19 protein-coding genes and 2 riboswitches are annotated in these 23,500 nt (G+C 71.6%); of the genes, 15 read left to right on the top strand and 4 right to left on the bottom strand.

Annotated elements, in window-relative coordinates; genetic code table 11:
- Positions 1–2 precede the first annotated feature (2 nt).
- The 7 genes from KYY02_RS17175 to KYY02_RS17145 all read left to right on the top strand — a co-directional run bounded on the left by KYY02_RS17175 (position 3) and on the right by KYY02_RS17145 (position 9,176).
- Positions 3–596, top strand: a complete 594-nt coding sequence (locus KYY02_RS17175) for a type VII secretion system-associated protein (RefSeq protein ID WP_371238831.1) — start codon at positions 3–5, stop codon at positions 594–596.
- A gap of 187 nt (positions 597–783) precedes the next feature.
- Positions 784–2,016 (top strand): sensor histidine kinase, encoded by a 1,233-nt coding sequence (locus KYY02_RS17170; RefSeq protein ID WP_371238830.1) that lies wholly within the window; start codon positions 784–786, stop codon positions 2,014–2,016.
- Positions 2,013–2,720 (top strand): response regulator, encoded by a 708-nt coding sequence (locus KYY02_RS17165; RefSeq protein ID WP_371238829.1) that lies wholly within the window; start codon positions 2,013–2,015, stop codon positions 2,718–2,720. Before KYY02_RS17170 ends, KYY02_RS17165 begins: the two co-directional genes overlap by 4 nt.
- Positions 2,721–3,012: 292 nt before the next feature.
- Positions 3,013–3,831, top strand: a complete 819-nt coding sequence (locus KYY02_RS17160) for an ABC transporter ATP-binding protein (RefSeq protein WP_371238828.1) — start codon at positions 3,013–3,015, stop codon at positions 3,829–3,831.
- Complete coding sequence (locus KYY02_RS17155; RefSeq protein ID WP_371238827.1) at positions 3,828–6,371, top strand: FtsX-like permease family protein; 2,544 nt, start codon at positions 3,828–3,830, stop codon at positions 6,369–6,371. The genes KYY02_RS17160 and KYY02_RS17155 overlap by 4 nt, the downstream gene beginning before the upstream one ends.
- A gap of 193 nt (positions 6,372–6,564) precedes the next feature.
- Positions 6,565–7,962: an MFS transporter gene (locus KYY02_RS17150; RefSeq protein WP_371238826.1), complete on the top strand. Its 1,398-nt coding sequence runs from the start codon at positions 6,565–6,567 to the stop codon at positions 7,960–7,962.
- Positions 7,959–9,176 (top strand): FAD-dependent monooxygenase, encoded by a 1,218-nt coding sequence (locus KYY02_RS17145; RefSeq protein WP_371238825.1) that lies wholly within the window; start codon positions 7,959–7,961, stop codon positions 9,174–9,176. The genes KYY02_RS17150 and KYY02_RS17145 overlap by 4 nt, the downstream gene beginning before the upstream one ends.
- A 387-nt stretch (positions 9,177–9,563) precedes the next feature.
- Here KYY02_RS17145 and KYY02_RS17140 read toward each other — a convergent pair whose 3' ends face one another.
- The 4 genes from KYY02_RS17140 to gcvT all read right to left on the bottom strand — a co-directional run bounded on the left by KYY02_RS17140 (position 9,564) and on the right by gcvT (position 13,977).
- On the bottom strand, positions 9,564–10,931 hold the full coding sequence (locus tag KYY02_RS17140; RefSeq protein ID WP_371238824.1) for an L-serine ammonia-lyase: 1,368 nt from the start codon (positions 10,929–10,931) through the stop codon (positions 9,564–9,566).
- A 160-nt stretch (positions 10,932–11,091) separates the two neighbouring features.
- Positions 11,092–12,351, bottom strand: coding sequence for a serine hydroxymethyltransferase (gene glyA, locus KYY02_RS17135; RefSeq protein WP_371238823.1), 1,260 nt, complete (start codon positions 12,349–12,351; stop codon positions 11,092–11,094).
- 15 nt (positions 12,352–12,366) lie between these two features.
- A complete protein-coding gene (gene gcvH, locus KYY02_RS17130; protein ID WP_371238822.1) occupies positions 12,367–12,744 on the bottom strand; it encodes a glycine cleavage system protein GcvH in 378 nt (125 codons plus the stop codon).
- Positions 12,745–12,858: 114 nt separating this feature from the next.
- The gene (gene gcvT / locus KYY02_RS17125; RefSeq protein WP_371238821.1) at positions 12,859–13,977 is read right to left on the bottom strand and encodes a glycine cleavage system aminomethyltransferase GcvT; all 1,119 of its coding nucleotides are present in this window, start codon (positions 13,975–13,977) and stop codon (positions 12,859–12,861) included.
- 68 nt (positions 13,978–14,045) lie between these two features.
- Positions 14,046–14,177: riboswitch (glycine riboswitch) on the bottom strand.
- A riboswitch (glycine riboswitch) is annotated at positions 14,178–14,278 on the bottom strand.
- A gap of 221 nt (positions 14,279–14,499) precedes the next feature.
- On the opposite strand from gcvT, the gene KYY02_RS17120 reads away from it, so the two are divergent.
- The 8 genes from KYY02_RS17120 (at position 14,500) to KYY02_RS17085 (ending at position 23,499) form a co-directional block, all read left to right on the top strand.
- Complete coding sequence (locus KYY02_RS17120) at positions 14,500–15,168, top strand: AAA family ATPase (protein WP_371238820.1); 669 nt, start codon at positions 14,500–14,502, stop codon at positions 15,166–15,168.
- 53 nt (positions 15,169–15,221) lie between these two features.
- Positions 15,222–16,001 (top strand): enhanced serine sensitivity protein SseB, encoded by a 780-nt coding sequence (locus tag KYY02_RS17115; RefSeq protein ID WP_371238819.1) that lies wholly within the window; start codon positions 15,222–15,224, stop codon positions 15,999–16,001.
- Positions 16,002–16,348: 347 nt separating this feature from the next.
- On the top strand, positions 16,349–17,098 hold the full coding sequence (locus tag KYY02_RS17110) for an enhanced serine sensitivity protein SseB C-terminal domain-containing protein (protein ID WP_371238868.1): 750 nt from the start codon (positions 16,349–16,351) through the stop codon (positions 17,096–17,098).
- A 399-nt stretch (positions 17,099–17,497) separates the two neighbouring features.
- Complete coding sequence (locus tag KYY02_RS17105; protein ID WP_371238818.1) at positions 17,498–19,168, top strand: ABC transporter substrate-binding protein; 1,671 nt, start codon at positions 17,498–17,500, stop codon at positions 19,166–19,168.
- Between the two features lie 107 nt (positions 19,169–19,275).
- A complete protein-coding gene (locus KYY02_RS17100) occupies positions 19,276–20,280 on the top strand; it encodes an ABC transporter permease (RefSeq protein WP_371238817.1) in 1,005 nt (334 codons plus the stop codon).
- A gap of 1 nt (position 20,281) precedes the next feature.
- On the top strand, positions 20,282–21,241 hold the full coding sequence (locus KYY02_RS17095) for an ABC transporter permease (protein ID WP_371238816.1): 960 nt from the start codon (positions 20,282–20,284) through the stop codon (positions 21,239–21,241).
- A gap of 6 nt (positions 21,242–21,247) precedes the next feature.
- The gene (locus KYY02_RS17090; protein WP_371238815.1) at positions 21,248–22,249 is read left to right on the top strand and encodes an ABC transporter ATP-binding protein; all 1,002 of its coding nucleotides are present in this window, start codon (positions 21,248–21,250) and stop codon (positions 22,247–22,249) included.
- Positions 22,246–23,499, top strand: a complete 1,254-nt coding sequence (locus tag KYY02_RS17085) for an ABC transporter ATP-binding protein (protein ID WP_371238814.1) — start codon at positions 22,246–22,248, stop codon at positions 23,497–23,499. The genes KYY02_RS17090 and KYY02_RS17085 overlap by 4 nt, the downstream gene beginning before the upstream one ends.
- The last annotated feature ends 1 nt before the right edge of the window (position 23,500 follow it).

The raw sequence follows: 23,500 nt of genomic DNA, 5'->3' as shown, positions 1-23,500 counted from the left end.
GGATGAACGAGACGACTGAGCGCGGCGGGACAGCGATGCCCACGCCCCCCGAGGACATCGTCGAGGCCGCCCGGCTCGCGCCGGAGCACTGGATCAGCATGATCGACCCCGGCTGGGACGGCGAGGGCGTGCCGCCCGACCGGGTCGTGGTCGGCCGCTGGCGCACGGGAGCGACCGGCGAGATCGAGGAGTGGGAGGACAACGAGGCGTACCGCCCCTCCCCGGAAGCGCTCGGCTGGCCCGATCCCACCGACGACGTCGACGCGGCCCTCCAGCTCGCCGTCACCGGTTACGGACCGGCCGAGGACGTCCTGCGCGTACTGGCCGCCGCCGAGGTGGCGGTACTGATCCTGCCGGACGGATCCCTGGTGACCGCCGCGGTGGAGGACGGCGGGCTCGTGGTCCCGGTCTTCACCTCCCCGACCCACCTCGACAGCGTCGGCGGCTTCGCCTTCGAACGCGTCACCGTCCCGTCCCTCCTGGACCGCCTGCCCCCCGGCCACGCGCTCTACATCAACCCGGCCGGCCCCGCGGGCAGCGTGCTGGAGTCCGAGCGGATCGCGGAGGCGATCGCGACCGGATCGAGCACCTCCTGATCTCCCGGCATCCCCGTCCCCTGGGGCTCGCCCGGTCCATGGTGCGGACCCACCGCCGTGACCTGGGCGTTCCCGCGCGGAGACCGGCCTCGTCGACTCCTGTCGGCAGGCCCTGCGGCACCTGCGCGAAGGGGGAGAACCGCTGTGCGTCTCCTGACGCCGTTCCGCCGCACATAAGGTGGCTCCCATGACGCCAGCGCAGGAGAAGCCGCCGCGCGCGCTGTTCGCGGGGGCTTCGCGCCGATGGGTACGGCTGCTGCCGTGGGGCGTGGCGTTCGTGCTGTGCGTCGCCCTGCTGCCCACCACCATCCAGGTCCTCACCGCCGACTACGGCCTGAACGCCGGCGTCGCGAGCGCGCTGGCCGTGGCGCAGGCGGCGCCGCTGCTGCTCGCCGTCGTCCGCCCGCTGCAGGCGTGGTACGTGGTCTTCGTCGCGGACGTGGCCGGGGCGCTCGTCCTGCTCACCGTCGACCTCGAGGAGCGGCTGCTGTGGCCGTTCCCGCCCATGGAGATCGTCGGGTACGTCGGCCTCTGCCTCGCCCTCGGCCTGCGCGAGCGGCGCCGGACGCTGGTGCTGGTGTGGCTGGCGACGGCGGGCGCGGGCATCGGTCTGGGGTCTGTCGTTCCCGACGGTACGAGCAGCAACAGCACGGTGCTCACGATGCTCAGCGGCATCACGCTCCTGCTCTCCGGTGCGCTCCGCGAGCGGTACGAGGCGCAGCGCAGGCTGGCCGAGCAGGAGACGATCAGCGAGGCCGAACGCGACCGGCGGACGCTGCTGGAGGAACGCGCCCGCATCGCACGCGAACTGCACGACGTGGTGGCGCACCACATGTCCGTCATCACGGTGCAGGCGGACACCGCGGCGTACCGCCTCGACAGGCTGCCGCCGCACGTGCAGGAGGAGTTCACGTCCATCGCGGCGACCGCGCGCGAGTCGCTCGGCGAGATGCGACGGCTCCTCGGCGTACTGCGCAACGAGGAGGCGCACGGCGAGCTCGCGCCCCAGCCGGGCCTGACGCGGATCGGGCAGCTGGTGGAGGCGACGGTGAGGGCGGGCATGCCGGTGGAGTTCACCCCCTGCGACGCCGACGTGCCCGAGGCGGTGGGCCTCTCCGCGTACCGCATCGTCCAGGAGGCCCTCGCGAACGTCGTGCGGCACGCGCCGGGTGCCCCGACGCAGGTGTCGGTGTCGGAGTCCGTCGCGCAGGACGGCGCGCGGCTCACCGTCCTCGTCGTCAACGGGCCGCCGCCCGAGCCACCCGCCGCGCCGATCGAGGAGGGCGGCACCGGGCACGGCCTCGTCGGCATGCGCGAGCGGGTGCGGCTCGCCGGCGGCACCCTCGACACGGGGCCGCTGCCGGACGGCGGCTTCCGGGTGGCCGCCCAGATACCCCTGACCGAAAAGGACCTCACGTGACGACGCGCGTCATCATCGTCGACGACCAGGCCATGGTGCGGGCCGGCTTCGCCGCGCTGCTGGCCGCCCAGAGCGACATCGACGTGGTGGGCGAGGCCCCCGACGGCGCGCAGGGCGTCGAGCTGAGCCGGCGCACCCGTCCGGACGTCGTGCTGATGGACGTCCGCATGCCCGAGATGGACGGCCTCGAGGCCGCGCGCCGCATCCTCGCGTCCCCGCCGGGCGGTGGGGGCACCGCCCACGCCCTTCGGGCGGTGGGGGAGCACCGGCCGCGCGTGTTGATGCTCACCACGTTCGACGTCGACGACTACGTCTACGAGGCGCTGCGGGCCGGCGCGAGCGGCTTCCTGCTGAAGGACGCGCCGCCGGCCGACCTCATCGCGGCGGTACGCATCGTGGCCTCGGGCGACGCGCTGCTCGCCCCCTCCGTGACGCGCCGTCTCATCGCGGACTTCGCCCGGCAACGTCCCGCCGCCCGGGGCAAGCCCGCGCTGCGGCTCAAGGCCCTGACCCAACGCGAGACCGAGGTCCTCACCCTGGTGGCCCGCGGCCGGTCCAACGCGGAGATCGCGGCGACGCTGGTGCTGGCCGAGCAGACGGTGAAGACGCACGTGAGCCGCGTCCTCACCAAGCTCGACCTGCGCGACCGCGCCCAGGCGGTGGTCTTCGCCTACGAATCGGGACTGGTGACCCCGGGCGAGTAGGACGGCCCCGGACACGCGCACGGCACCGGCACCGTGAGCCGCGTCGGGCGGGCCGAGGTCTCGCCGAGGGCGCCTCCCCACCCGGACCCCGGCGCAGGGCGGCGCCGGGCCGAGACCCGTGCACGTCGCGCCGACGCCGGCCCGACCGCCCCGCCTCCGGCGCAGGGGCCTGCCTTCCCCACCCCCTACCGGGGTAGCACCTCCACATTGGCTCCGGGGTATGACGCCCGGCGCGCAGCCGTCCCCGCACTCTTCACCCCGTCGGGAAGAAGAGAGCGTGAGAGGGCGGAACATGAGGCTACGCAGCGGCAAGCGACAGAAGGCGGACGACCGACCGGAGAACCCGGCCGCCACACCCGGTCTCGCCGTCGAACTGCGCGGCGTCCGGCGGCAGTACGGCCGCGGCGCGGACTCCGTGCACGCCCTCGCGGGCGTCGACCTCGCCCTCCCGAGCGGCACGTTCACCGCGGTCATGGGCCCGTCCGGGTCCGGCAAGTCCACCTTCCTGCAGTGCGCCGCCGGGCTCGACCGGCCGTCGGCGGGGTCCGTGCGCCTCGGCGGTACGGAGATCACCGGTATGAGCGAGAACGAGCTCACCGAGCTCCGCCGCAGCCGCCTCGGCTTCGTCTTCCAGGCGTTCAACCTGCTGCCGTCGCTGACCGTGGAGCAGAACGTCCTGCTGCCCCTGCGCCTCGCCGGGCAGCGCCAGAACCGCCACCGGGCGGCCGCGGTGCTCGCGCAGGTCGGGCTCGCCGACAAGGCGAAGCGCCGGCCCGGCGAGCTCTCCGGCGGCCAGCAGCAGCGCGTGGCCGTCGCCCGCGCCCTGGTCACCAGCCCCGACGTGATCTTCGCCGACGAGCCCACCGGCGCCCTCGACACCGGCACCGCCGCCGAGGTCCTCGGCCTGCTCAGGCACGCGGTGGACACCCTCGGCGCCACCGTCGTCATGGTCACCCACGACCCGGCCGCGGCCGCCTGGGCCGACCGCGTGCTGTTCCTCGCCGACGGCGCCTTCGCCGACGGCCTGGAACGCGGTTCGGCGGAGCAGATCGCGGCGCGGATAACCGTGCTCACCTCCCGTACGGGCGCGATGGCGGGTGCGGCGGCATGAGGCTTCCCAACGGGCTCGCCCGTGAGGCCGTCCGCTTCAAGCCCGCGTCCTTCGCGGGGACCTTCCTCGCGCTGCTGATGTCCGCACTGATCGTCTCGACCTGCGGAATCCTGCTCGAGACCAGCCTGCGCGCGTCGGTGCCGCCCGAGCGGTACGCGAAGACGCCGGTCGTCGCGGCGGCGGACCAGTACGAGTACATCGTCACGGGCAGCGGTGAGGACCGTGAGAAGGAGGCGGTCCCGCTGCCGGACACCGCGCGGGTGGACGCCGGGCTGGCGGCGAAGGCCGCCGAGGCGCCGGGCGCGGCCACCGCCGTCCCGGACTTCACCTTCCCGGTGCGCGCGGCGCACGAAGGGGCCGGTCCCGGCACACGCGAACTGTCCGTGGAGGGCGGTGTGTTCACCGCACACGGATGGGGCTCGCACGCCTTCACCGGCACCGCGCTGACCACCGGCTCCGCGCCCCGCGAGGACGAAGTCGTGCTCGACGCGGGTACGGCCCGCGCCGCGAAGGCCGCCGTCGGCGACACCGTCGTGCTGCAGACCGCCGCCGGGCAGCAGGACTTCCGCGTCGCCGGCGTCGCCGACCCGGGAACCGAGGGCACCGCCCGGAACGCCGGCGCCGCGGGCGCCCTGGCCTGGTTCGCCGACGCCCAGGCACCCACGCTCGCCGGTCACCCCGGCAAGGCCGACGCCATCGCCGTGCTGGCCGGGCACGGCACCGATGCCGACACCCTCGCCGACTCCGTGAGGAGGGCCCTGGCCGGCTCCGGAGCCCAGGTGCACACCGGCGACGACCGCGGGGCCGTCGAGGACCCGGGCCTCGGCTACGCCAAGGACACTCTCTTCGGAATCGGCGGCTCCTTCGGCGGCATCGCCGCCATCGTCGCGGTTTTCACCGCGGCCGGGACCGTGACCCTGTCCGTGTCCCAGCGCTCCCGCGGATTCGCGCTGCTGCGCGCCATCGGCGCCACCCCGCGGCAGATCCGCCGCGCGGTCGCCTCCGAAGCACTACTCGTCGCGCCGCTCGCCGGGATCGTCGGCTGCCTGCCCGGCATCGGGCTCGCGCGCTGGTGGTTCGGGCAGCTGCAGGACCGCGGCGCGATCCCGCACGCCGTGGACCTGCACGTCTCCGCGCTCCCCCTCCTCGTCGCCGTCGGCACGGGACTGCTCACCGCCCTCGCCGCCGGCTGGACGGCCGGGCGTCGGCCCGCGAGGATCAAGCCGGGACAGGCGCTCGCCGAGGCGTCGGTGGAGCGGCTGCGGCCCGGCCTGATCCGTACGATGCTGGGCATCGGCGCCCTGGTCGGCGGCGGGTTCCTCACCGGCCTCTCCGCCAGCTCCACGGGATCCGACGCGGCCGGCGCCGCCCTCGGCGTCGTCATGCTCTTCATGCTCGCCGTCGCACTGCTAGGCCCGCTGGTGGCGCGGCTGTGCGCGGGCCTGTTCGGCCTCCCCCTGCGGGGCGCGGGCCCGGCCGCCCAGCTCGCGGCCGCCAACTCCCGTACCAACGCCCGCCGCCTCGCCTCCGCGATCACCCCGATCGTCCTCGCCATGGCCTTCGCCTCGACCCTCGTGTTCATGCACACCAGCGAGACCCACGCCGCCGACAAGCAGCTGCGCGCGGGCATCATCGCGGACCACGTGGTCACGGACCCGGCCGGGCTCCCGGTGGACGCGGCCGCACAGGCCGCCCGCGCACCGGGTGTGGACGCGGCCGTCGGACTGCTGAACACACGGGTGCTGGTGCCGACCGGCTCCGGCGAGTTCAAGTCACTCCAGGGCGCGGCGACCCAGGGCGTCACCGGCTCCGGCGCCGAGCTGGCGAAGGTCCAGGACCTGGACGTACGCGAAGGCAGCCTCGACCGGCTCGGCAAGGGCCGGATCGCCATCGACAGGACCCTCGCGAACTCGGCGGGCGCCGGCGTCGGCGACCGGCTCCCGCTCCACCTCCCCGACGGCACCGAGGCCGGCCCCGAGATCGTCGCCGTCTACGGCCGCGGCCTCGGCCTGGCCACGGTGACCATGGACCGGGCGTCCCTGGACGGGCACGTCACCGCGGCCTTCGACAGCACGCTGCTGGTGAGGGGCGGCTCGGAGAAGGCACTCACCGCCCTGGGCGAGGTCACCGATGCCTCCGGCTACGCCACCGAGCGGAACCTCGACGCCAAGCTGGGCGCCTGGATGAACAACACCATGGCCGCGGTCCTCGGCGGCTTCGCCGCCATCGCCGCCGCCAACACCCTGGTGATGACGGTCCTCGACCGCCGCCGTGAGCTGGGCACACTGCGCCTGGTCGGCTCCACCCGGCGCCAGGTGATGACGATGCTCCGCTGGGAGGGCCTGCTGGTCTCCGCGGTGGGCGTGGTCCTCGGCTCCGCGATCGCCGCGGCCACGCTCATCCCGATGATGCGCGGCATGACCGGCGAGGGGCCGTACGTGCCCCCGCTGGTGTACGGATCCTTCGCGGCCGCCGGCGTCGTTCTGGCGCTGCTAGCGGTCACGCTACCGGCGCGGGCAGTGCTGCGCCGCTGGTCGTAGCGCGTTCGTACGGGCGGCAGCCGGCCTCACGCCGGCTTCCGCTCCGTACGACCTCTCGGGCGCGGGGCCGCGGAGCAGCGAGCGCGTCTTGCCGCAGCGGCCCCGGCCGGTCTCCGGCGCGGGCCGGAAGACGGTAGCGCTGCGCCTGCCGCCCGCCCCCTCACTCGCCCGGCAACGAAAGATAAGGACGCTCATGACCGAAACCCTGCTCCCCCCGGTCCGCATCGGGAAGGCAGCTGTCGGGGCTCTCGGCATGCTGTCACTCTCCACCGGTGCCCTGGAGTCGGTGGTGACGCCGACCCTCCCGCTCCTCCAACGCGAGCTGGACATGAGTCCGGCCGAAGGGGCGTTACTGAGCATCGTGCTCCTCATCACCGGCGCGCTCGTCACACCGCTGGCAGGCAAGTTCGGCGACCGCTACGGCGGGAAACGGATCCTGATCCTGCTGATGGCGGTGGTCTCGGTGGGCGGCCTGGTGTCTGCCCTGGCGCCGAACCTGCCCGTGCTGCTGCTCGGCCAGGTACTGCAGGGGGCGATGGTGGGCGCGTTGCCCCTGTCGTTCATCGTGGTGCGCAAGAACCTCCCCGCGGGAGAGTCGAAGGTGGCCATCGGGGTAGTCAGCGGACTGTTCGTCGGGGGCGGGATGGTGGGCACGCTGATGGCCGGGCCCGTGGCGGAAGCGCTCTCCCGGCACTGGATGTTCGCGCTGCCGACGATCGCGGTCATCGGGGCCACCCTGCTGGTGCACCGGCTGATGCCGAACGATCCACCGGGCCGGTCGGACGACGCCGGGATCGACTGGCCCGGCCTGCTCCTGCTGAGCGGGACGCTGGTCACGCTCATGCTCGTCCTCGCGCTGGCGCCCGACCTCGCCTCGCGGCCACTCGTGCTCTGCGCCCTCGTCGTGGCTCTGGCCGCCTCCGTCACCGGATGGGTGGCCGTCGAACGGCGCGCGGCCGCACCGATGATCGACCTGCGCATGCTGGCACGGCCTGCGATATGGAAAGCGTGCGCGCTGACGTTCGTGATATGCCTCGGTACCTCGATGGCGGTCTATCTCGTTCCGCAGCTGTTCGACGAGACCGGCGACGGATACGGCTTCGGGGCCAGCGCCACCCAGATCGGCTTCTTCCTGCTGCCCGGTGCCATCGCCGCGACGCTGGCCGGGCCGCTCGGTGGTATCGGGGACCGGCGTTTCGGCTCGCGTGCCGTGGTCACCGCCGGGGTCGTCCTCACGGCCGCCTCTCTGGTCGCCCTGGCGGCCGTGCACACCGAGGTCTGGCACCTCGTCGTCGGCAAGGCGCTGATCGCGCTGGCCAACGGCCTGTGCGTCACGGCGATGATGACCAGCACCGCCACATCCGTCGACCGGGGTGACACCGGCATCGCCACCAGCCTGATCCTGGTGAGCCGCGTGCTCGGCTACGCCGTGGGCGGGCAGCTCAGTGGTGCGCTCCTCACCGCCGCGACCCCCTCCGGGTCGGATGTCGCGGCCGAATCTGCTTACGTCACCGGCTTCGTCATAGCCGGCGCCGTCACGGCGTCGGCCCTGCTTGTCACCCGCACCATGGACAAAGGAGTCAAGGGATGACCCGCACCGATCGACCGACAGGTACCCGTACCACGCCGAGGTGCGAGGTCCTGATATCGGGGGCCAGTATCGCGGGCCCCGCCCTGGCGTTCTGGCTGAACCGCTACGGATACGCGGTCACGGTGGTCGAGAAGGCGCCCACGCTCCGTGGCGGTGGTTACCCCGTCGACGTGCGCGGCACCGCAGTGGACGTCGTGGCGAGGATGGGGATCCTGCCGCGACTGCGGGACGCGCACATCGACCTGCGCCGGCTGACCTTCCTGGAGGGCGACGGCAGCGAAGTGGCCTCGCTCCACCCGCACGACGTCACCGGCGGTGCCGCGGGACGGGACCTGGAGGTGCGGCGCGGGGATCTGTCCGACGCCCTCTACGCGGCGGTCCGTGACGACGTGGAGTTCATGTTCGGCGACTCCGTCGACACTCTCGAACAGTCCGGCCACGGAGTCGACGTCACCTTCCGTAGGGGCGGCAGGCGCACGTTCGACATGGTGTTCGGCGCGGACGGTCTGCACTCGTCCACCAGGGAGACGCTGTTCGGCCTCGAGGAGCAGTTCCACCATTACCTCGGCCACTGCTTCGCCGTGTTCACCATGTCCAACACCTTCAAGCTCTCGCACGAGACCGTGATGTGGAACGCCCCGGGCAGGGCCGCGGCGCTCTACGCCGTGGGGGACGACGAAGTGCACGCCTTCCTGAACTTCGCCCACCCGGAACCGCCGTTCGACGCGTTCCGCGACCCGGAAGCCCAACGGGAGCTGGTCGCCTCGGTCTTCGCCGACGCGGGTTGGGAGGTCCCGGGCATGCTGGCCGCCCTGCGCGACGCGGACGACCTGTTCTTCGACGCGGTCGGCCAGATCCGGATGCCCCGCTGGTCCAGCGGCAGGGTCGCGCTGGTGGGCGACGCCGCGTACGCACCCTCGTTCCTCACCGGACAGGGCACCAGCCTCGCGCTCGTCGGCGCCTACATGCTCGCCGGCTCCCTGGCCCACCGGGACCATGTCACGGGCTTCGCCGCCTACGAACACGGCACCCGCGAGTTCGTGACCATGAACCAGGCGCTGGTCGGCAAGGGCGGTGCCACGCTCTTCCCGACCACCCCTCAGGTCCTGGAAGAACGGAACAACAGGCTGCGCGAACTCAGTGCCCTCCCCTCCGCCGGGGGACGACCGGCCGACTCGGCCTTCACCCTGCCGGAATTCACGCCCAGGACGTGAGCCCGGGGTGCGCGCCGGTGACGGTGGGGGCGCCGATCACGGAGCGCCACCGCTCCAGGTCGGCCAACTGGGCGTTGTGGCTTCACAGTCCAGCGGTGACGGCACAGTTCCCCTCCCCGACGGCACGACACCCCTGCCCGGGATCGCGGAAGCCCTCCCGGCCACGACACCGCCGGGCCGAAGGCCGCTCGCCCCCCGTTTCGGGGGCATGCCGTCTGCCGCACCCGAACCGCCTCGGAGGCGGACGGCTCCGCCCCGCTTCCGTCGGCCGGAGCCGGCATGACACGCCGACCGGGGGACACCGCCGGCGGGTGCGCACCGCCCACCGCCCCGGCCGGGCCGCCGCCCGTGGCCGGATCGTGCCGCCGCGGGACGCCCCCCGTCCCCTCAGCACTCGATGATGTTCACCGCGAGCCCGCCCCGCGCCGTCTCCTTGTACTTGACCGACATGTCCGCGCCGGTCTCCTTCATCGTCTTGATGACCTTGTCCAGGGACACCTTGTGCGAGCCGTCGCCGCGCATCGCCATCCGGGCCGCCGTGACCGCCTTCACCGCGGCCATGCCGTTGCGCTCGATGCACGGGATCTGGACGAGGCCGCCGACCGGGTCGCAGGTCAGGCCGAGGTTGTGCTCCATGCCGATCTCGGCGGCGTTCTCCACCTGCTCGGGGGAGCCGCCCAGCACCTCCGCGAGGGCGCCCGCCGCCATCGAGCAGGCGGAGCCGACCTCGCCCTGGCAGCCGACCTCGGCGCCGGAGATCGAGGCGTTCTCCTTGAAGAGCATGCCGATCGCGCCGGCCGCCAGCAGGAAGCGGACCACGCCCTCCTCGTCGGCGCCGGGGACGAAGTTCATGTAGTAGTGCAGGACGGCCGGGATGATCCCCGCCGCGCCGTTCGTCGGCGCCGTGACGACCCGGCCGCCGGCCGCGTTCTCCTCGTTCACGGCCATGGCGTACAGGGTGATCCACTCCATGGCGAGCGCCTGCGGATCGCCCTCCGAGCGCAGCTTGCGCGCGGTGTTCGCGGCGCGGCGGCGCACCTTCAGACCGCCCGGCAGGATGCCCTCGCGGGACATGCCCCGGTCCACGCAGGCCCGCATCACGCGCCAGATCTCCAGCAGCCCCTCGCGGATCTCCTCCTCGCTCCGCCAGGCGCGCTCGTTCTCCAGCATCAGCGCGGAGATGGACAGGCCGGTCTCCCGCGTCAGGCGCAGCAGCTCGTCGCCCGTGCGGAAGGGGTGCTTCAGGGCCATGTCGTCCAGCACGATGCGGTCCGCGCCCACCGCGTCCTCGTCGACGACGAAACCGCCGCCCACCGAGTAGTACGTCTTGGTCAGCAGCTCCGTGCCGGAGGCGTCGTAGGCCCACAGGGACATGCCGTTGGCGTGGTACGGGAGCGCCTTGCGGCGGTGCAGCACCAGGTCGTCGTCGAAGGAGAAGGCGATCTCGTGCTCGCCGAGCAGCCGGATCCGGCCACCGTCCCTGATCTTCTCCACCCGCTCGTCGGCCGACTCCACGTCCACCGTGCGCGGCGAGTCGCCCTCCAGGCCCAGCAGCACCGCCTTGGGCGTGCCGTGGCCGTGGCCGGTGGCGCCCAGGGAGCCGTACAGCTCGGCCCGGACCGAGGCGACGGAGCCCAGCAGGTCCTCGTTGCGCAACCGCCGGGCGAACATCCGGGCCGCCCGCATCGGGCCGACCGTGTGCGAGCTGGACGGGCCGATGCCGATCGAGAACAGATCGAAGACCGAGATGGCCACGGGAGGACTCCTAAGGGTTCGGCGGACGGCGCTGTCCACCGGGAAGAGGTGGTTCACGGGAGAGGGAACGTTCATGCGGGGTGCATGGCGCGGGGCACCGCGCCCACCGACCCAGTGTGCGCGATGCCCCTGACGTCCGTACGGGGGAAAGCGTACGGAATTACTGCAGACCGGGGTACAGCGGGTGCTTCGCGGCGAGCGCCGCCACCCGGGCCCGGAGCGCGTCCACGTCGAAGGACGGCTTCAGCGCCTCGGCGATCACGTCCGCGACCTCGGTGAAGTCCTCGGCGGTGAAGCCGCGGGTGGCCAGGGCCGGCGTGCCGATGCGCAGACCCGAGGTGACCATCGGCGGGCGTGGGTCGTCCGGGATCGCGTTGCGGTTGACCGTGATGCCGACCTCGTGCAGCCGGTCCTCGGCCTGCTGACCGTCCAGCTCCGAGTTCCGCAGGTCGACCAGGACCAGGTGCACCTCCGTGCCGCCGGACAGCACGTCCACGCCCACGGCCTTCACGTCGTCCCCGACCAGCCGCTCGGCCAGGATGCGGGCGCCCTCCAGGGTGCGGCGCTGGCGCTCCTTGAACTCCTCGGACGCGCACACCTTGAACGCGACCGCCTTGGCGGCGATCACGTGCTCCAGCGGACCGCCCTGCTGACCGGGGAAGACCGCGGAGTTGATCTTCTTGGCCAGCTCGGCCGTGGACAGGATCACACCGCCGCGCGGACCGCCGAGGGTCTTGTGCGTGGTGGTCGTCACGACGTGGGCGTGCGGGACCGGGTTCGGGTGCAGACCCGCGGCCACCAGACCGGCGAAGTGCGCCATGTCGACCATGAGGTACGCACCGACCTCGTCCGCGATCCGGCGGAACGCGGCGAAGTCCAGCCGACGCGGGTACGCCGACCAGCCGGCGACGATCAGCTTCGGCCTGCTCTCCTTGGCGAGGCGCTCGACCTCGGCCATGTCGACCCGGCCGTCGTCGCCCACGTGGTAGGCCACCACGTCGTAGAGCTTGCCGGAGAAGTTGATCTTCATGCCGTGAGTCAGGTGCCCGCCGTGCGCGAGGTCCAGACCCATGATCGTGTCGCCGGGCTTGAGCAGCGCGGACATCGCGGCGGCGTTGGCCTGCGCGCCCGAGTGCGGCTGCACGTTGGCGTGCTCGGCGCCGAAGAGCTCCTTGACCCGGTCGACGGCGATCTGCTCGATCACGTCGACGTGCTCGCAGCCGCCGTAGTAGCGGCGGCCGGGGTAACCCTCGGCGTACTTGTTGGTGAGGACCGAGCCCTGGGCCTCCATGACCGCGACCGGGGCGAAGTTCTCCGAGGCGATCATCTCGAGGGTGGACTGCTGGCGGTGCAGTTCGGCGTCGACCGCGGCGGCCACCGCCGGGTCGAGCTCGTGCAGGGGCGTGTTCAGAACGGACATGCGGCTACGGACTCCTCAGCCGGCGATCTCGGCGTCGTACTCGGCGGCGGTCAGCAGGTCGGCCGGCTCGTCGGTGACGCGCACCTTGAACAGCCAGCCGGCCTCGAAGGGGTCCGAGTTCACCAGCGCCGGGGTGCTGACCACCTCCTCGTTGATCTCGGTGATCTCACCGCTGACCGGGGAGTACAGGTCGCTGACCGACTTGGTGGACTCCAGCTCGCCGCAGGTCTCGCCCGCGGTCACGCTGTCACCGACCTCGGGGAGCTGGACGAAGACCACGTCGCCGAGCGCGTTGGCCGCGTGCTCCGTGATGCCGACCGTCGACACGCCGTCCTCGGCGGCCGACAGCCACTCGTGCTCCTTGCTGTAACGCAGATGCGTGGGGTTGCTCATGGTCCGGATTCTCCTGTACGGGGGGACTGCGGATGACTGAGGGAACTGCGCACGGCGCACGTGAGCAGGCACGATGTGCTCACCTCACGCGCGGGAAGCCGTCTGTCGACGGTGTCACTTCCGCCGCTTGTAGAACGGCAGCGCCACGACCTCGTACGGCTCGTGGCTGCCGCGGATGTCCACGCCGACGCCCTCGGCGCCGGGCGCCGCGTGCGCGGGGTCGACGTACGCCATGGCGATCGGCTTGCCCAGGGTGGGGGAGGGGGCGCCGGAGGTGACCTCGCCGATCACCTCGCCGCCGGCCACGACCGCGTACCCGGCGCGCGGGACGCGGCGGCCCTCGGCGACCAGGCCGACCAGGACGCGGGGCGGCCGCTCGGCGGCCCGCTCGGCGGCCTCGGCCAGCGCCGCGCGGCCCACGAAGTCGCCCTCCTTCTCGAACTTCACCACCCGGCCGAGCCCGGCGTCGAAGGGCGTGAGGGCGGTGCTCAGCTCGTTCCCGTACAGCGGCATGCCCGCCTCCAGGCGCAGCGTGTCCCGGCAGGACAGCCCGCACGGGACCAGGCCCGCACCCTCGCCGGCCTTGGTCAGCGCCTGCCACAGCTCCACCGCGTGCTCGGGCTTCACGAACAGCTCGAAGCCGTCCTCGCCGGTGTAGCCGGTGCGGGCGATGAGCGCGGGGACGCCGGCGACCGTGCCGGGCAGACCGGCGTAGTACTTCAGGCCGTCCAGGTCGGCGTCGGTGAGCGACGCGAGGATCGCCGGGGACTCGGGGCCCTGCACGGCGAGCAGCGCGTACGCGTCGCGGTCGTCGCGGACCTCGGCGTCGAAGCCGGCCGAGCGTTCCCGCAGGGCGTCCAGGACCACCTGGGCGTTGGAGGCGTTGGCGACCACCATGCAGGCGGTGTCGTCCAGCCGGTAGACGATCAGGTCGTCCAGGATGCCGCCGTCCTCGCGGCAGATCATGGTGTAGCGGGCGCGGCCGGGCCTGACCCTCCCGATGTCGCCGACCAGGGCGAAGTCGAGGAGCGCGGCGGCCTCCGGGCCGGTGACCGTGATCTCGCCCATGTGCGAGAGGTCGAAGAGGCCGGCCCTGGTGCGCACGGCGTTGTGCTCGTCGCGCTCGGAGCCGTAGCGCAGGGGCATGTCCCAGCCGGCGAAGTCGGTCATCGTCGCGCCGAGCGACCGATGCAGGGCATCGAGCGCGGTCCGGCGGGGTTCGGTACTGCTCATCGGTCGGTCTCCCAGGGCAATGGGCCCCCCGCCCGAGTTCATCCGAGCGTGGGGGAGGGCGAGGACGTTCCTCCCCATCTGTCATCGGAACCTGAGAGGTTCGCCACGACGCCCACGCGGGGACGGTCCTGGCTTGCACCTTGGGTGGAGCCGCCGGGGCACTGCTGGATGCCCTTCGGCGGCCCGCTTTTCAGATGTGCCTCGCCCGCGCGGTAACGGGGCCTGAGAGATTCAAGGGAGGGACTTGCTCCTTCGGCGCCCCGGCGGCAAACGGTGCCGGGGACTCTCCCGCGCGGATTCAAACGGCCGGTATGCAGTTGGCGCGCACATCATTGCACGCATCGCGAGGGCGTGGCAGGGGGACCCTTCCCAGGGGGTGCACAGGGTGCGGGCGCCGCCACAGGGAGCTGTGACACGCCTGTTTCAGGAAACGGACGGAAACGACGGACACCCGGCATTACTTTCTTTTTACACTCGGCGGGGATCGGTACTCGTACCCGGCCCCAGGGGAGGACGATCACGGTGAACAGGACCACGGCGTGCGCCGCCACCACGGGCGTCACGCTGCCCCAGCAGCCGGCCGCCCAGGCCCGGGGGGCCCGCGGCACGCTGCCGGCGCTCGTCGTCCGCGATCTGCGCGCGCGGTCCGGTCGCAGCCCGCGCGCCCTGCTCTTCGGGCCCCGGGACCTCATCGTGGTCACCGGGCTGCCCGGCAGCGGCAAGTCCACGCTGATGCGGCGCACGGTGCGCGGGACCCGCGTCGACTCGCAGGACACCCGGGACCGCTGGGACCGCCGCATGCCGCGCCTCCTGCCGTACGCGGTCTACCGCCCGCTGGTCCGTCTCGCCCACTACGCCGGACTGCGCCGCGTGCTGCGGGCCGGAGGGCCGGTCGTCGTGCACGACTGCGGCACGCAGGCCTGGGTGCGCCGCTGGCTGGCCCGCGAGGCCCGTCGCCGGGGCGCGAGCCTGCACCTGCTGCTGCTCGACGTCACCCCGCAGCAGGCCCTGGCCGGCCAGCGCGAACGCGGGCGCGGCGTCTCCCGGTACGCGTTCCTGCGCCACCGTGCGGCGAGCGAGCGGCTGCTGCGCGCGGTGGAGCGGGGCGCCCTGCCGGCCGGCTGCGGTTCGGCGGTCCTGATCGACCGGGACGCGGCGGACACACTGTGCCGGGTCGGCTTCGCGGGCTGACCGGATAGCCTTTCCAGCCACAGCAGTGGTTTCAGGCAGCAGGCGGTAGGCAGATGGACTTCCCGGCGGACTTCCCGGCGCAGGCGCACCCCCATCCGCACGGCGGATGGCCCGGCAACGAGCTGGAGGAGGTGCTCTCCGCCTCCCTGGGCGTCCCCTCGGCGGGCGGCAGGATCGTCGAGGTGCTGGGCCGCAGCTCCGTCTGGGTCCCGCTGCCGAACGGCGGCGGCCCGGACAGCGGGCCGCTGGACCTGCCCACCCTGGAGATCGACGGCCAGGCCTACGTCCCCGTCTTCAGCTCCGAGGAGCAGTTCCGCCAGGTCGTCGGCCCCCACCTGTCGTACACGGTCGCGCCCGCCGTGGAGTTCGCCCGTGGTCTGCCGCCGCAGGCCGGGATCGCGGTGAACCCCGGCGGCGTGGTCGGCATCCCGCTGCCGCCGCCCGCCGTCGCCGAACTGTGCCGGGCCGGACGCACCCCGCTGGACGGCCCGGCGTCCGGCGGCCGGGTCCGGCTGTTCGAGCCCGACTGGCAGGACGACCCGCTGGACTTCCTCGCCGCCGCCTCGGCGGAGTTCGACGCCCTCGGTGTGGTGACCACCGCCCGCCGCTGCCTCGCCGCGATCGAGACGGCCGACCCGGTCCTCTTCATCGGCGTGGAACTCTCCCAGTGGGAGGACGACGCCCGCACCCTCCCGCTGAACGCCCTGGGCCGGGCTCTCGGCCGGGCCCCCGCTCCCTGGCCGGTCAACCTCATCGTCCTGGACGTGGCCCAGGACCCGGTCGGCGACTGGCTGCGCACCAGGGTCCGCCCCTTCTACGAACGCCGGCGGTGACCCGTGGAGGGGGCGTGGGTCCGCGCGCACGTTCCACGAACGCCCGCAGCGACCCCCTGAAGGGCGCGGGGCGGCGCCGGTGTGCGGCTCCGCCGCGTGGGCGCGGCCGGCCCCCAGGGGCGCGGGGAACCGCGCGACAAACCGCAACGGGCCCGCGTCCGTCCACGGTGCCGCGTCCGTCCATGGCGCCGCATCCGTTTACGGTGCCGCAGTCCCGAACTTTTCCGCGCTCGCCGCACAGCAGCCCACCGCACGGCGTCGGCTTAAGCTAGGTTCGTTGGCCGGCGAGGTACGGAGGGGCGATACAAGTGAGCGCTGGCACCGCGGCGGCCGGACAGGTCGAGCACATGCTGCGCCAGGTGACGCCCGGGCGTTACGACGCGTACGAGGCGTTGCTGCGCGCTCTCGCGACCCCCGCCTCCGGCCAGGTCTGGATGCTGCTCTGGCACGGCCAGGCCGGCTCCCCGGACGCCCAGTACGGAAACATGGAGGTCGGCGGCCTCGGTTACGCGCCCTGCGTCACCTCCGCCCAGGAGCTCTCCGCCAGCGGCTGGAACCGGTCGTACGAGGTGGTCGACGGCCTCGAAGTGGCCCGCGCGCTCTACCCCGACCACTACGGGCTCTGGCTCAACCCGCACGCCCCCGGCGGCGGCGTCGGCATCCCCTGGCTGGACCTGCGCCGGATCGCCGGCGGTCTGGACCACCGGCCCGCCGGCCCGCTGCGGCTGTCCGAACCGGCCATCGAGATCCCTCAGTTCTACGCCCTCCTCGCGCAGAACGCCCACCGCACCCCGGCCGTCCGCACTCTGCGCCGCGCCTGGGTGCAGCCCGCGCTGGGCGCCCCGTACCTCGCCATCGGCCTGGACGTGTACGACACCTCCCCGCCCGCCGTGGACGCCGTGCGCGCGATGATGCAGCAGTCCCTCGGCGCGGTCCCGGACGGACTGCCCGTGTCGACCGTCGCGATGTCCGACGAGCACGATCCGGTCGCGATGTGGTTGCGCGCCAACTCCCGCCCGTTCTACGACCGCGAGGCCCACGGCGCCGTGCCGTCCCCCGCCGCGGCCTACGGCTATCCGCCCGCGCACAGGAGCTGACCGGCCCGTACACCACTGTGTGACGGAGCGTCACCGTCCACGAAGCGGACAGGGGGCGCGAGCCGGAACCGATGCATCCGCCCGGTCTGTCGTGCGCCGTCGATTTCCTGCCACATTTTCGGCCATGCGCATTCAGCGACAGCCTGTTGACCGCCCGTCACCTGCGGTTTCACCCGTTCTTCACGCCGTCCGGCATCACCTGGGCGCCTGTCGGAAAGGTGATTCTGTGTCCGGCGGGTTAAATCCTGGTGGGGGGACGCCTGAACCGTCCCTTATGTCAACTGTTCAGATCTCAGGTAGGTATCACCGCTATCCGGACTGTTCCTGACCGACTGTGAACGTCTGTAGTGTTCGGCCGGTCAAGATGCATCCACATAGCGGACCCGGAGTGGCCCCAATATGCGCATATTCAAGTCCCGAACCGCTCGGGCGATCACGGCCGCGGTGGCGGTCGGCCTGATCGCCACGGGCTGCTCAAGCGAACGGGACGCTGACAACGAAAGCAGTGGCGACAAGGACACCTTCGTATTCGCCGGTGCAGGTGACCCGGGCTCCCTGGACCCTGCCCTCGCGAGCGACGGTGAAACCTTCCGCGTGACACGTCAGGCGTTCGAGGCCCTGCTCGAGCACGAGTCCGGCGGCACCGAGCTGGTCGGCGGCCTCGCCGAGACCTGGTCGAGCAACGACCAGGGCACCGTCTGGACCTTCAACCTCCGCAAGGGCGTGAAGTTCCACGACGGCGAGACGTTCAACGCCGCGGCGGTCTGCGCCAACTACGACCACTGGTTCAACTGGAAGGGCACCTACCAGTCCAGCGCGGTCTCGTACTACTGGCAGACCATCATGGGCGGCTTCGCGAAGAACGAGGACAAGGAGACGCCCGAGGCGAACTACAAGTCCTGCACCGCGAAGGACGAGAACACCGCCGTCATCGAGGTCAAGAAGCCCTCCGCCAACCTCCCCGGCGGCTTCTCCCTCCAGGCCCTGGCGATCCACTCGCCGAAGGCCCTCAAGGAGTACGAGAAGGAAGAGGCGACCGCCAAGGGCGACGCCATCACGTACCCCAAGTACAGCCAGGAGGCCGGCACGGTCGCCGGCACCGGCCCGTACCGGATCACGAAGTGGAACAAGGGCAACAAGGAAGTCACCCTTGAGCGCTTCGACGACTACTGGGGCAAGAAGGCGAAGATCAAGAACCTGGTCTTCCGCACCATCGACACCGAAGAGGGCCGCCGCCAGGCGCTCCAGGCCGGTGACATCGACGGCTACGACCTCGTCGCCCCGGCCGACGTCAAGACCCTCGAGGACCAGGGCTACGTCGTCCCGACCCGTGGCGTCTTCAACCTCTTCTACGTGGGCATGAGCCAGGAGGCCAACAAGGCCCTCAAGAAGAAGGAAGTCCGCCAGGCGATCGCGCAGGCGATCGACAAGGAGAACCTGGTCAAGACCCAGCTGCCCGAGGGCGGCAAGGTCGCCGACCAGTTCGTGCCGGAGACCATCGCGGGCTACTCCAAGAACGTCAAGCAGTACCCGTACGACACCGCCGCCGCCAAGGCACTCCTCAAGAAGGCCGGTGAGGAGAAGCTCAAGGTCGAGTTCTGCTACCCGACCGAGGTCACCCGCCCGTACATGCCTGCCCCGCAGGACCTGTTCGAGCTGATGAAGTCCGACCTGGAGAAGGCCGGCATCACCGTCACGCCGAAGGCCATGAAGTGGGCCCCGGACTACATCGACGCCACCGAGGCGGGCTCCTGCGACCTGCACATGCTCGGCTGGACCGGTGACTTCAACGACGGCTACAACTTCATCGGCACCTGGTTCGCCGGGTACGACAAGCAGTGGGGCTTCAAGGACAAGAAGGTCTTCGACGCCGTGAACGCCGGCTCGAAGCTGGGCAAGGCCGAGGAGCGCATCGCCGCGTACGAGAAGGCCAACGAGGTCATCATGGACTACCTCCCGGGTGTCCCGGTCTCGTCCTCCCCGCCGGCCATCGCCTTCGCCAAGAACGTGAACCCGCCGAACGTCTCCCCGCTGACGCAGGAAGTCTTCGCCGAGACCTCCTTCAAGTAGGCGAGCAGCGGTAGGAAACCAAAACGGGGGGTCCGCCCGGTCGTCGCAACTCGGCGGCCGGGCGGGTCCATTCATGTAAGACATCACGCAAGAAAGGGGCATGCGGGGTGCTGCGTCTCGTCGTACGAAGACTGCTCCAGCTCATACCCACGCTGCTCGGCCTGTCGGTTCTGCTCTTCCTGTGGCTCGACCGTCTGCCCGGTGGACCCGCCTCAGCGATCCTGGGGGAGAAGGCCACCGAGGCCGAAGTGGCGCGCATCAACCGCGCGCTCGGGCTGGACCAGCCCGTTCACGTCCAGTACTGGCGTTTCCTGAAGCGTATTTTCCAGGGTGACCTGGGCACGTCCGTTCAGACCGGGCAGCCGGTGTGGGACGAGTTCGTCCTGAGGTTCCCGGCGACGGTGGAGCTGTCCCTGCTGGCCATGGTCATGGCAGTGGTGGTCGGTATTCCGCTCGGCTATCTCGCCGCCCGCAAGCGCGGTGGCTGGATCGACATCGGCGCGGTCTCCGGCTCACTCGTCGGCATCTGCATCCCGGTCTTCTTCCTCGGCCTGGTCCTCAAGGAGCTCCTGGCCGTGAAGCTCGGCTTCTTCCCCAGCTACGGGCGCATGGACACCGGCATCAACGCCACCGACGTGACCGGCTTCGCCGTACTGGACGGCGTCCTCACCGGTGAGTTCGACGCCTCCTGGGACGCGATCCACCACCTGATCCTGCCGGCCGTCACGCTCGCGTCCATCCCGCTCGCGGTCATCGTGCGCATGACCCGCGCCAGTGTCCTCGAGGTCCAGGACGAGGACTACGTCCGCACCGCCGAGGCCAAGGGCCTCAAGCGGAGCGTCGTCCGCGGCCGGCACGTGCTGCGCAACGCTCTGCTCCCCGTGATCACCTCGGTCGGTCTGCTCACCGGCTCCCTGCTGTCCGGAGCGGTCCTCACCGAGTCCGTGTTCACCTTCAACGGCATCGGCAACTTCATCAAGACGTCGATCGACGGACGCGACTACCCCGTGCTCGTCGGGTTCATCATGTTCATCGCGATGGTGTACGTCCTGATCAATCTGTTGGTGGACGTGGCGTACAGCATCATCGACCCGAGAGTGCGGGTGCACTGACATGAGTGTCGCCACCAAGACCGACAAGATCCAGCGCCTCGCGGAACTGACGGCCGGCAACGAGACCAGCACCGGCGCCAGTCTGTGGCGGGAGGCCTTCAGCCGTCTGAAGTCCAGCAAGATGGCGATCATCGGCGCCGTGATCATCGCGGCGTTCGTCGTCGTCGCGCTCGTCGGACCGCTCCTGGCTCCGTACTCGCCGAGTGCCCAGACCTGGCGCGGCGAGGTGTTCCCGAACAGGGGAGAGTTCGTCGGAGCGCGCGGTGACAACTGGTTCGGCCTCGACCACCTCGGCCGTGACCTGTTCTCCCGCATGCTGGTCGGCGCCCGTCAGACCCTGCTCGTCGGCATCGTCGCGACGCTCATCGGCCTGGTCGCCGGCTTCGTGATCGGCATCGCCTCCGGAGCCGCCGCCACCCTCGGCGGGGAAGCCGGGCAGCGCGTCGACTCCGTCATCATGCGCTTCATCGACATGATGCTGGCGCTGCCTTCGCTGCTGCTGGCCGTGTCCGTCGCCGCCGTCATGGGCCAGTCGCTGACCACGGTGATGATCGCCGTGGGTGTCGTCCAGGTGCCGGTGTTCGCCCGGCTGCTGCGCGGTGCCATGCTGGTCCAGGGGAGCGCCGACTACGTGCTCGCCGCCAAGTCCCTGGGTGTCCGCAAGCGTCGGATCGTGCTCTCCCAGATTCTGCCCAACTCGCTCAGCCCGGTGATCGTGCAGGCCACGCTCTCCCTGGCCACCGCGATCATCGAGGCGGCAGCACTGTCCTTCCTGGGCCTCGGCAACCCCGACCCGGCCATTCCCGAGTGGGGGGTCATGCTCGCCCAGGCGCAGCGCTTCTTCAGCTACGCCCCCATGATGGGGGTCTACCCCGCCGTCGGCATCATCATCACCGCCCTCGGCTTCACCCTCCTCGGCGAGGCCATGCGGGAAGCCCTCGACCCGAAGCTGAAGGGCTGAACCACCATGTCTCTGCTCACTGTCGACGAACTGACCATCGCCTTCGGCGGCCGCGGCCGCAAGCAGTCCCGGGCGGTCGACGGCGTCTCCTTCGAGGTCGACCAGGGCCAGGTCGTGGGCCTGGTCGGCGAGTCCGGCTGCGGAAAGTCCGTCACCTCCCTGGCCCTGATGGGCCTGCTCCCGAGCAAGGGCGTCACCATCGGCGGCCGTGCCGAGTTCGACGGCACGGACCTGTTCACGATGAACCCGTCCGCCCGCCGCGACCTGCGCGGCAGCGAGATGGCGATGATCTTCCAGGACCCGCTGTCCTCGCTCAACCCGGTCGTGCCGATCGGCGTGCAGGTCACCGAGATCCTGCAGCGCCACCGCGGACTGAAGGGCGAGGCCGCCCGCAAGGAGGCCGCCCACCTGCTGGACCGGGTCGGCATCCCCGACCCGACCCGGCGGCTCAAGGAGTACCCGCACCAGCTCTCCGGCGGTATGCGCCAGCGCGCGCTGATCGCCATGGCGGTGGCCTGCGCCCCCCGCCTGCTCATCGCCGACGAGCCCACCACGGCCCTCGACGTGACGATCCAGGCCCAGATCCTGGAGCTGCTCAAGGAGCTGGTGGACCAGGAGGGCACCGCCCTGCTGATGATCACCCACGACCTCGGCGTGGTCGCCGGCCTCTGCGACCAGGTCAACGTGCTCTACGCGGGCAAGACCGTGGAGTCCGCCGGGCGCCGCGAGCTGTTCGGGCACCCGACCCACCCCTACGCGCACGGACTGCTGGGTTCCATCCCGCGGCTGGACGCTCCCCGGGGCGAACCCCTCACCCCCATCCGGGGCTCCATCAACGACCGCATCGCCTGGGCCGACGGCTGCGCCTTCGCACCCCGCTGCGACCGGTACGAGATGGGCTGCCTGACCGGCACCCCGCAGCTCACCGAACCGCGCGCGGCCGGCCACCAGGTGCGGTGCGTCAACCCCGTACTCGACGACGCGAAGGCCGAGGAGGTCACCGCATGAGCCTGCTCGAACTGGACGGCGTCAAGGTCCACTTCCCCATCAAGAAGGGCGTCTTCGTCGACCGCACGGTCGGTCACGTCTACGCCGTGGACGGGGTCTCCCTGAAGGTCGAGGCCGGCGAGACCTACGGTCTGGTCGGCGAGTCCGGCTGCGGCAAGACCACCCTCGGGCGGTCCGTGCTGCGGCTGGTGGACATCACCGAGGGCTCCGTCGTCCTCGACGGCACCGACCTGGCGAAGCTGCCCGGCGAGGAGATGCGCCGCTTCCGACGCCGGCTCCAGATGGTCTTCCAGGACCCGCTGGGCTCGCTCAACCCCCGGCAGAACATCGAGTCCATCCTGTCCGAGGGCATGATCGCCCACGGCGTCGGCAAGGACCAGGAGGAGCGCCGGGAGAAGATCAAGGCGATCCTGGACAAGGTCGGCCTGCCCTCCAACGCGCTCGCCCGCTACCCGCACGAGTTCTCCGGCGGCCAGCGCCAGCGCATCGGCATCGCCCGCGCGCTGGTCCTCGAACCGGACGTGATCATCTGCGACGAGCCGGTCTCCGCGCTCGACGTGTCGGTCCAGGCCCAGGTCATCAACCTGCTGGACGAGCTCCAGGAGGAACTCGGCCTGACCTACGTGGTGATCGCCCACGACCTCGCGGTGGTCCGGCACATCTCCGACACGATCGGCGTGATGTACCTGGGGTCGCTGGTCGAGGAGGCGCCGAGCGACGCGCTGTACGCCGAGCCGAAGCACCCGTACACCAAGGCCCTGATGTCGGCCGTGCCGGTGCCCGATCCGGAGGTGGAGGACAGGCGCGAGCGCATCCTGCTCACCGGTGACCTGCCCTCCCCGGCCAACCCGCCCAGCGGCTGCCGCTTCCACACGCGTTGCCCCTGGGCCCGGGCCGAGCGGTGCGCGACGGAGCGGCCGCAGCTGCGGGACCTCGGCGGCGGCCACCGGGTGGCCTGCCACTTCGCCGAGGAGATCGAGTCGGGAAAGCTGGCGCTGACCCGGCCCACGGGCACCGAGGCCGTCACGGAGGGCGAGGACGCGGTGGTCGAGCAGACCGAGGGCGAGGCGAAGGTCCCCGCCGTGCTCCTGCCGGCCGACTCGACGACCAAGCCGGACGCCACGGCGGTCGAGGAGAAGGTGCCGTCGGCGGTCGAGGCCTCGGGCGACCGGACGGCCGATGCCGTCGCGAGGGACCTCGACGCCGCGGAACCGGACAGGTCCGACAAGGACCGGGAGAAGACCGACTGAC

The sequence above is a fragment of the Streptomyces pimonensis genome, from assembly GCF_041380215.1.
Lineage (GTDB): Bacteria > Actinomycetota > Actinomycetes > Streptomycetales > Streptomycetaceae > Streptomyces > Streptomyces pimonensis.
Note: the sequence above shows the minus strand (reverse complement) of the source record. Positions and strands in the feature narration are given on the sequence as shown.

Coding starts and splice junctions, on each gene's coding strand:
- KYY02_RS17110 (WP_371238868.1), top strand. CDS start 16,349: ATGCTGCGCCAGGTGACGCCCGGGCGTTACGACGCGTACGAGGCGTTG.
- KYY02_RS17175 (WP_371238831.1), top strand. CDS start 3: ATGAACGAGACGACTGAGCGCGGCGGGACAGCGATGCCCACGCCCCCC.
- KYY02_RS17155 (WP_371238827.1), top strand. CDS start 3,828: ATGAGGCTTCCCAACGGGCTCGCCCGTGAGGCCGTCCGCTTCAAGCCC.
- KYY02_RS17150 (WP_371238826.1), top strand. CDS start 6,565: ATGACCGAAACCCTGCTCCCCCCGGTCCGCATCGGGAAGGCAGCTGTC.
- KYY02_RS17115 (WP_371238819.1), top strand. CDS start 15,222: ATGGACTTCCCGGCGGACTTCCCGGCGCAGGCGCACCCCCATCCGCAC.
- KYY02_RS17145 (WP_371238825.1), top strand. CDS start 7,959: ATGACCCGCACCGATCGACCGACAGGTACCCGTACCACGCCGAGGTGC.
- KYY02_RS17170 (WP_371238830.1), top strand. CDS start 784: ATGACGCCAGCGCAGGAGAAGCCGCCGCGCGCGCTGTTCGCGGGGGCT.
- glyA (WP_371238823.1), bottom strand. CDS start 12,351: ATGTCCGTTCTGAACACGCCCCTGCACGAGCTCGACCCGGCGGTGGCC.
- gcvT (WP_371238821.1), bottom strand. CDS start 13,977: ATGAGCAGTACCGAACCCCGCCGGACCGCGCTCGATGCCCTGCATCGG.
- KYY02_RS17160 (WP_371238828.1), top strand. CDS start 3,013: ATGAGGCTACGCAGCGGCAAGCGACAGAAGGCGGACGACCGACCGGAG.
- gcvH (WP_371238822.1), bottom strand. CDS start 12,744: ATGAGCAACCCCACGCATCTGCGTTACAGCAAGGAGCACGAGTGGCTG.
- KYY02_RS17090 (WP_371238815.1), top strand. CDS start 21,248: ATGTCTCTGCTCACTGTCGACGAACTGACCATCGCCTTCGGCGGCCGC.
- KYY02_RS17085 (WP_371238814.1), top strand. CDS start 22,246: ATGAGCCTGCTCGAACTGGACGGCGTCAAGGTCCACTTCCCCATCAAG.
- KYY02_RS17095 (WP_371238816.1), top strand. CDS start 20,282: ATGAGTGTCGCCACCAAGACCGACAAGATCCAGCGCCTCGCGGAACTG.
- KYY02_RS17105 (WP_371238818.1), top strand. CDS start 17,498: ATGCGCATATTCAAGTCCCGAACCGCTCGGGCGATCACGGCCGCGGTG.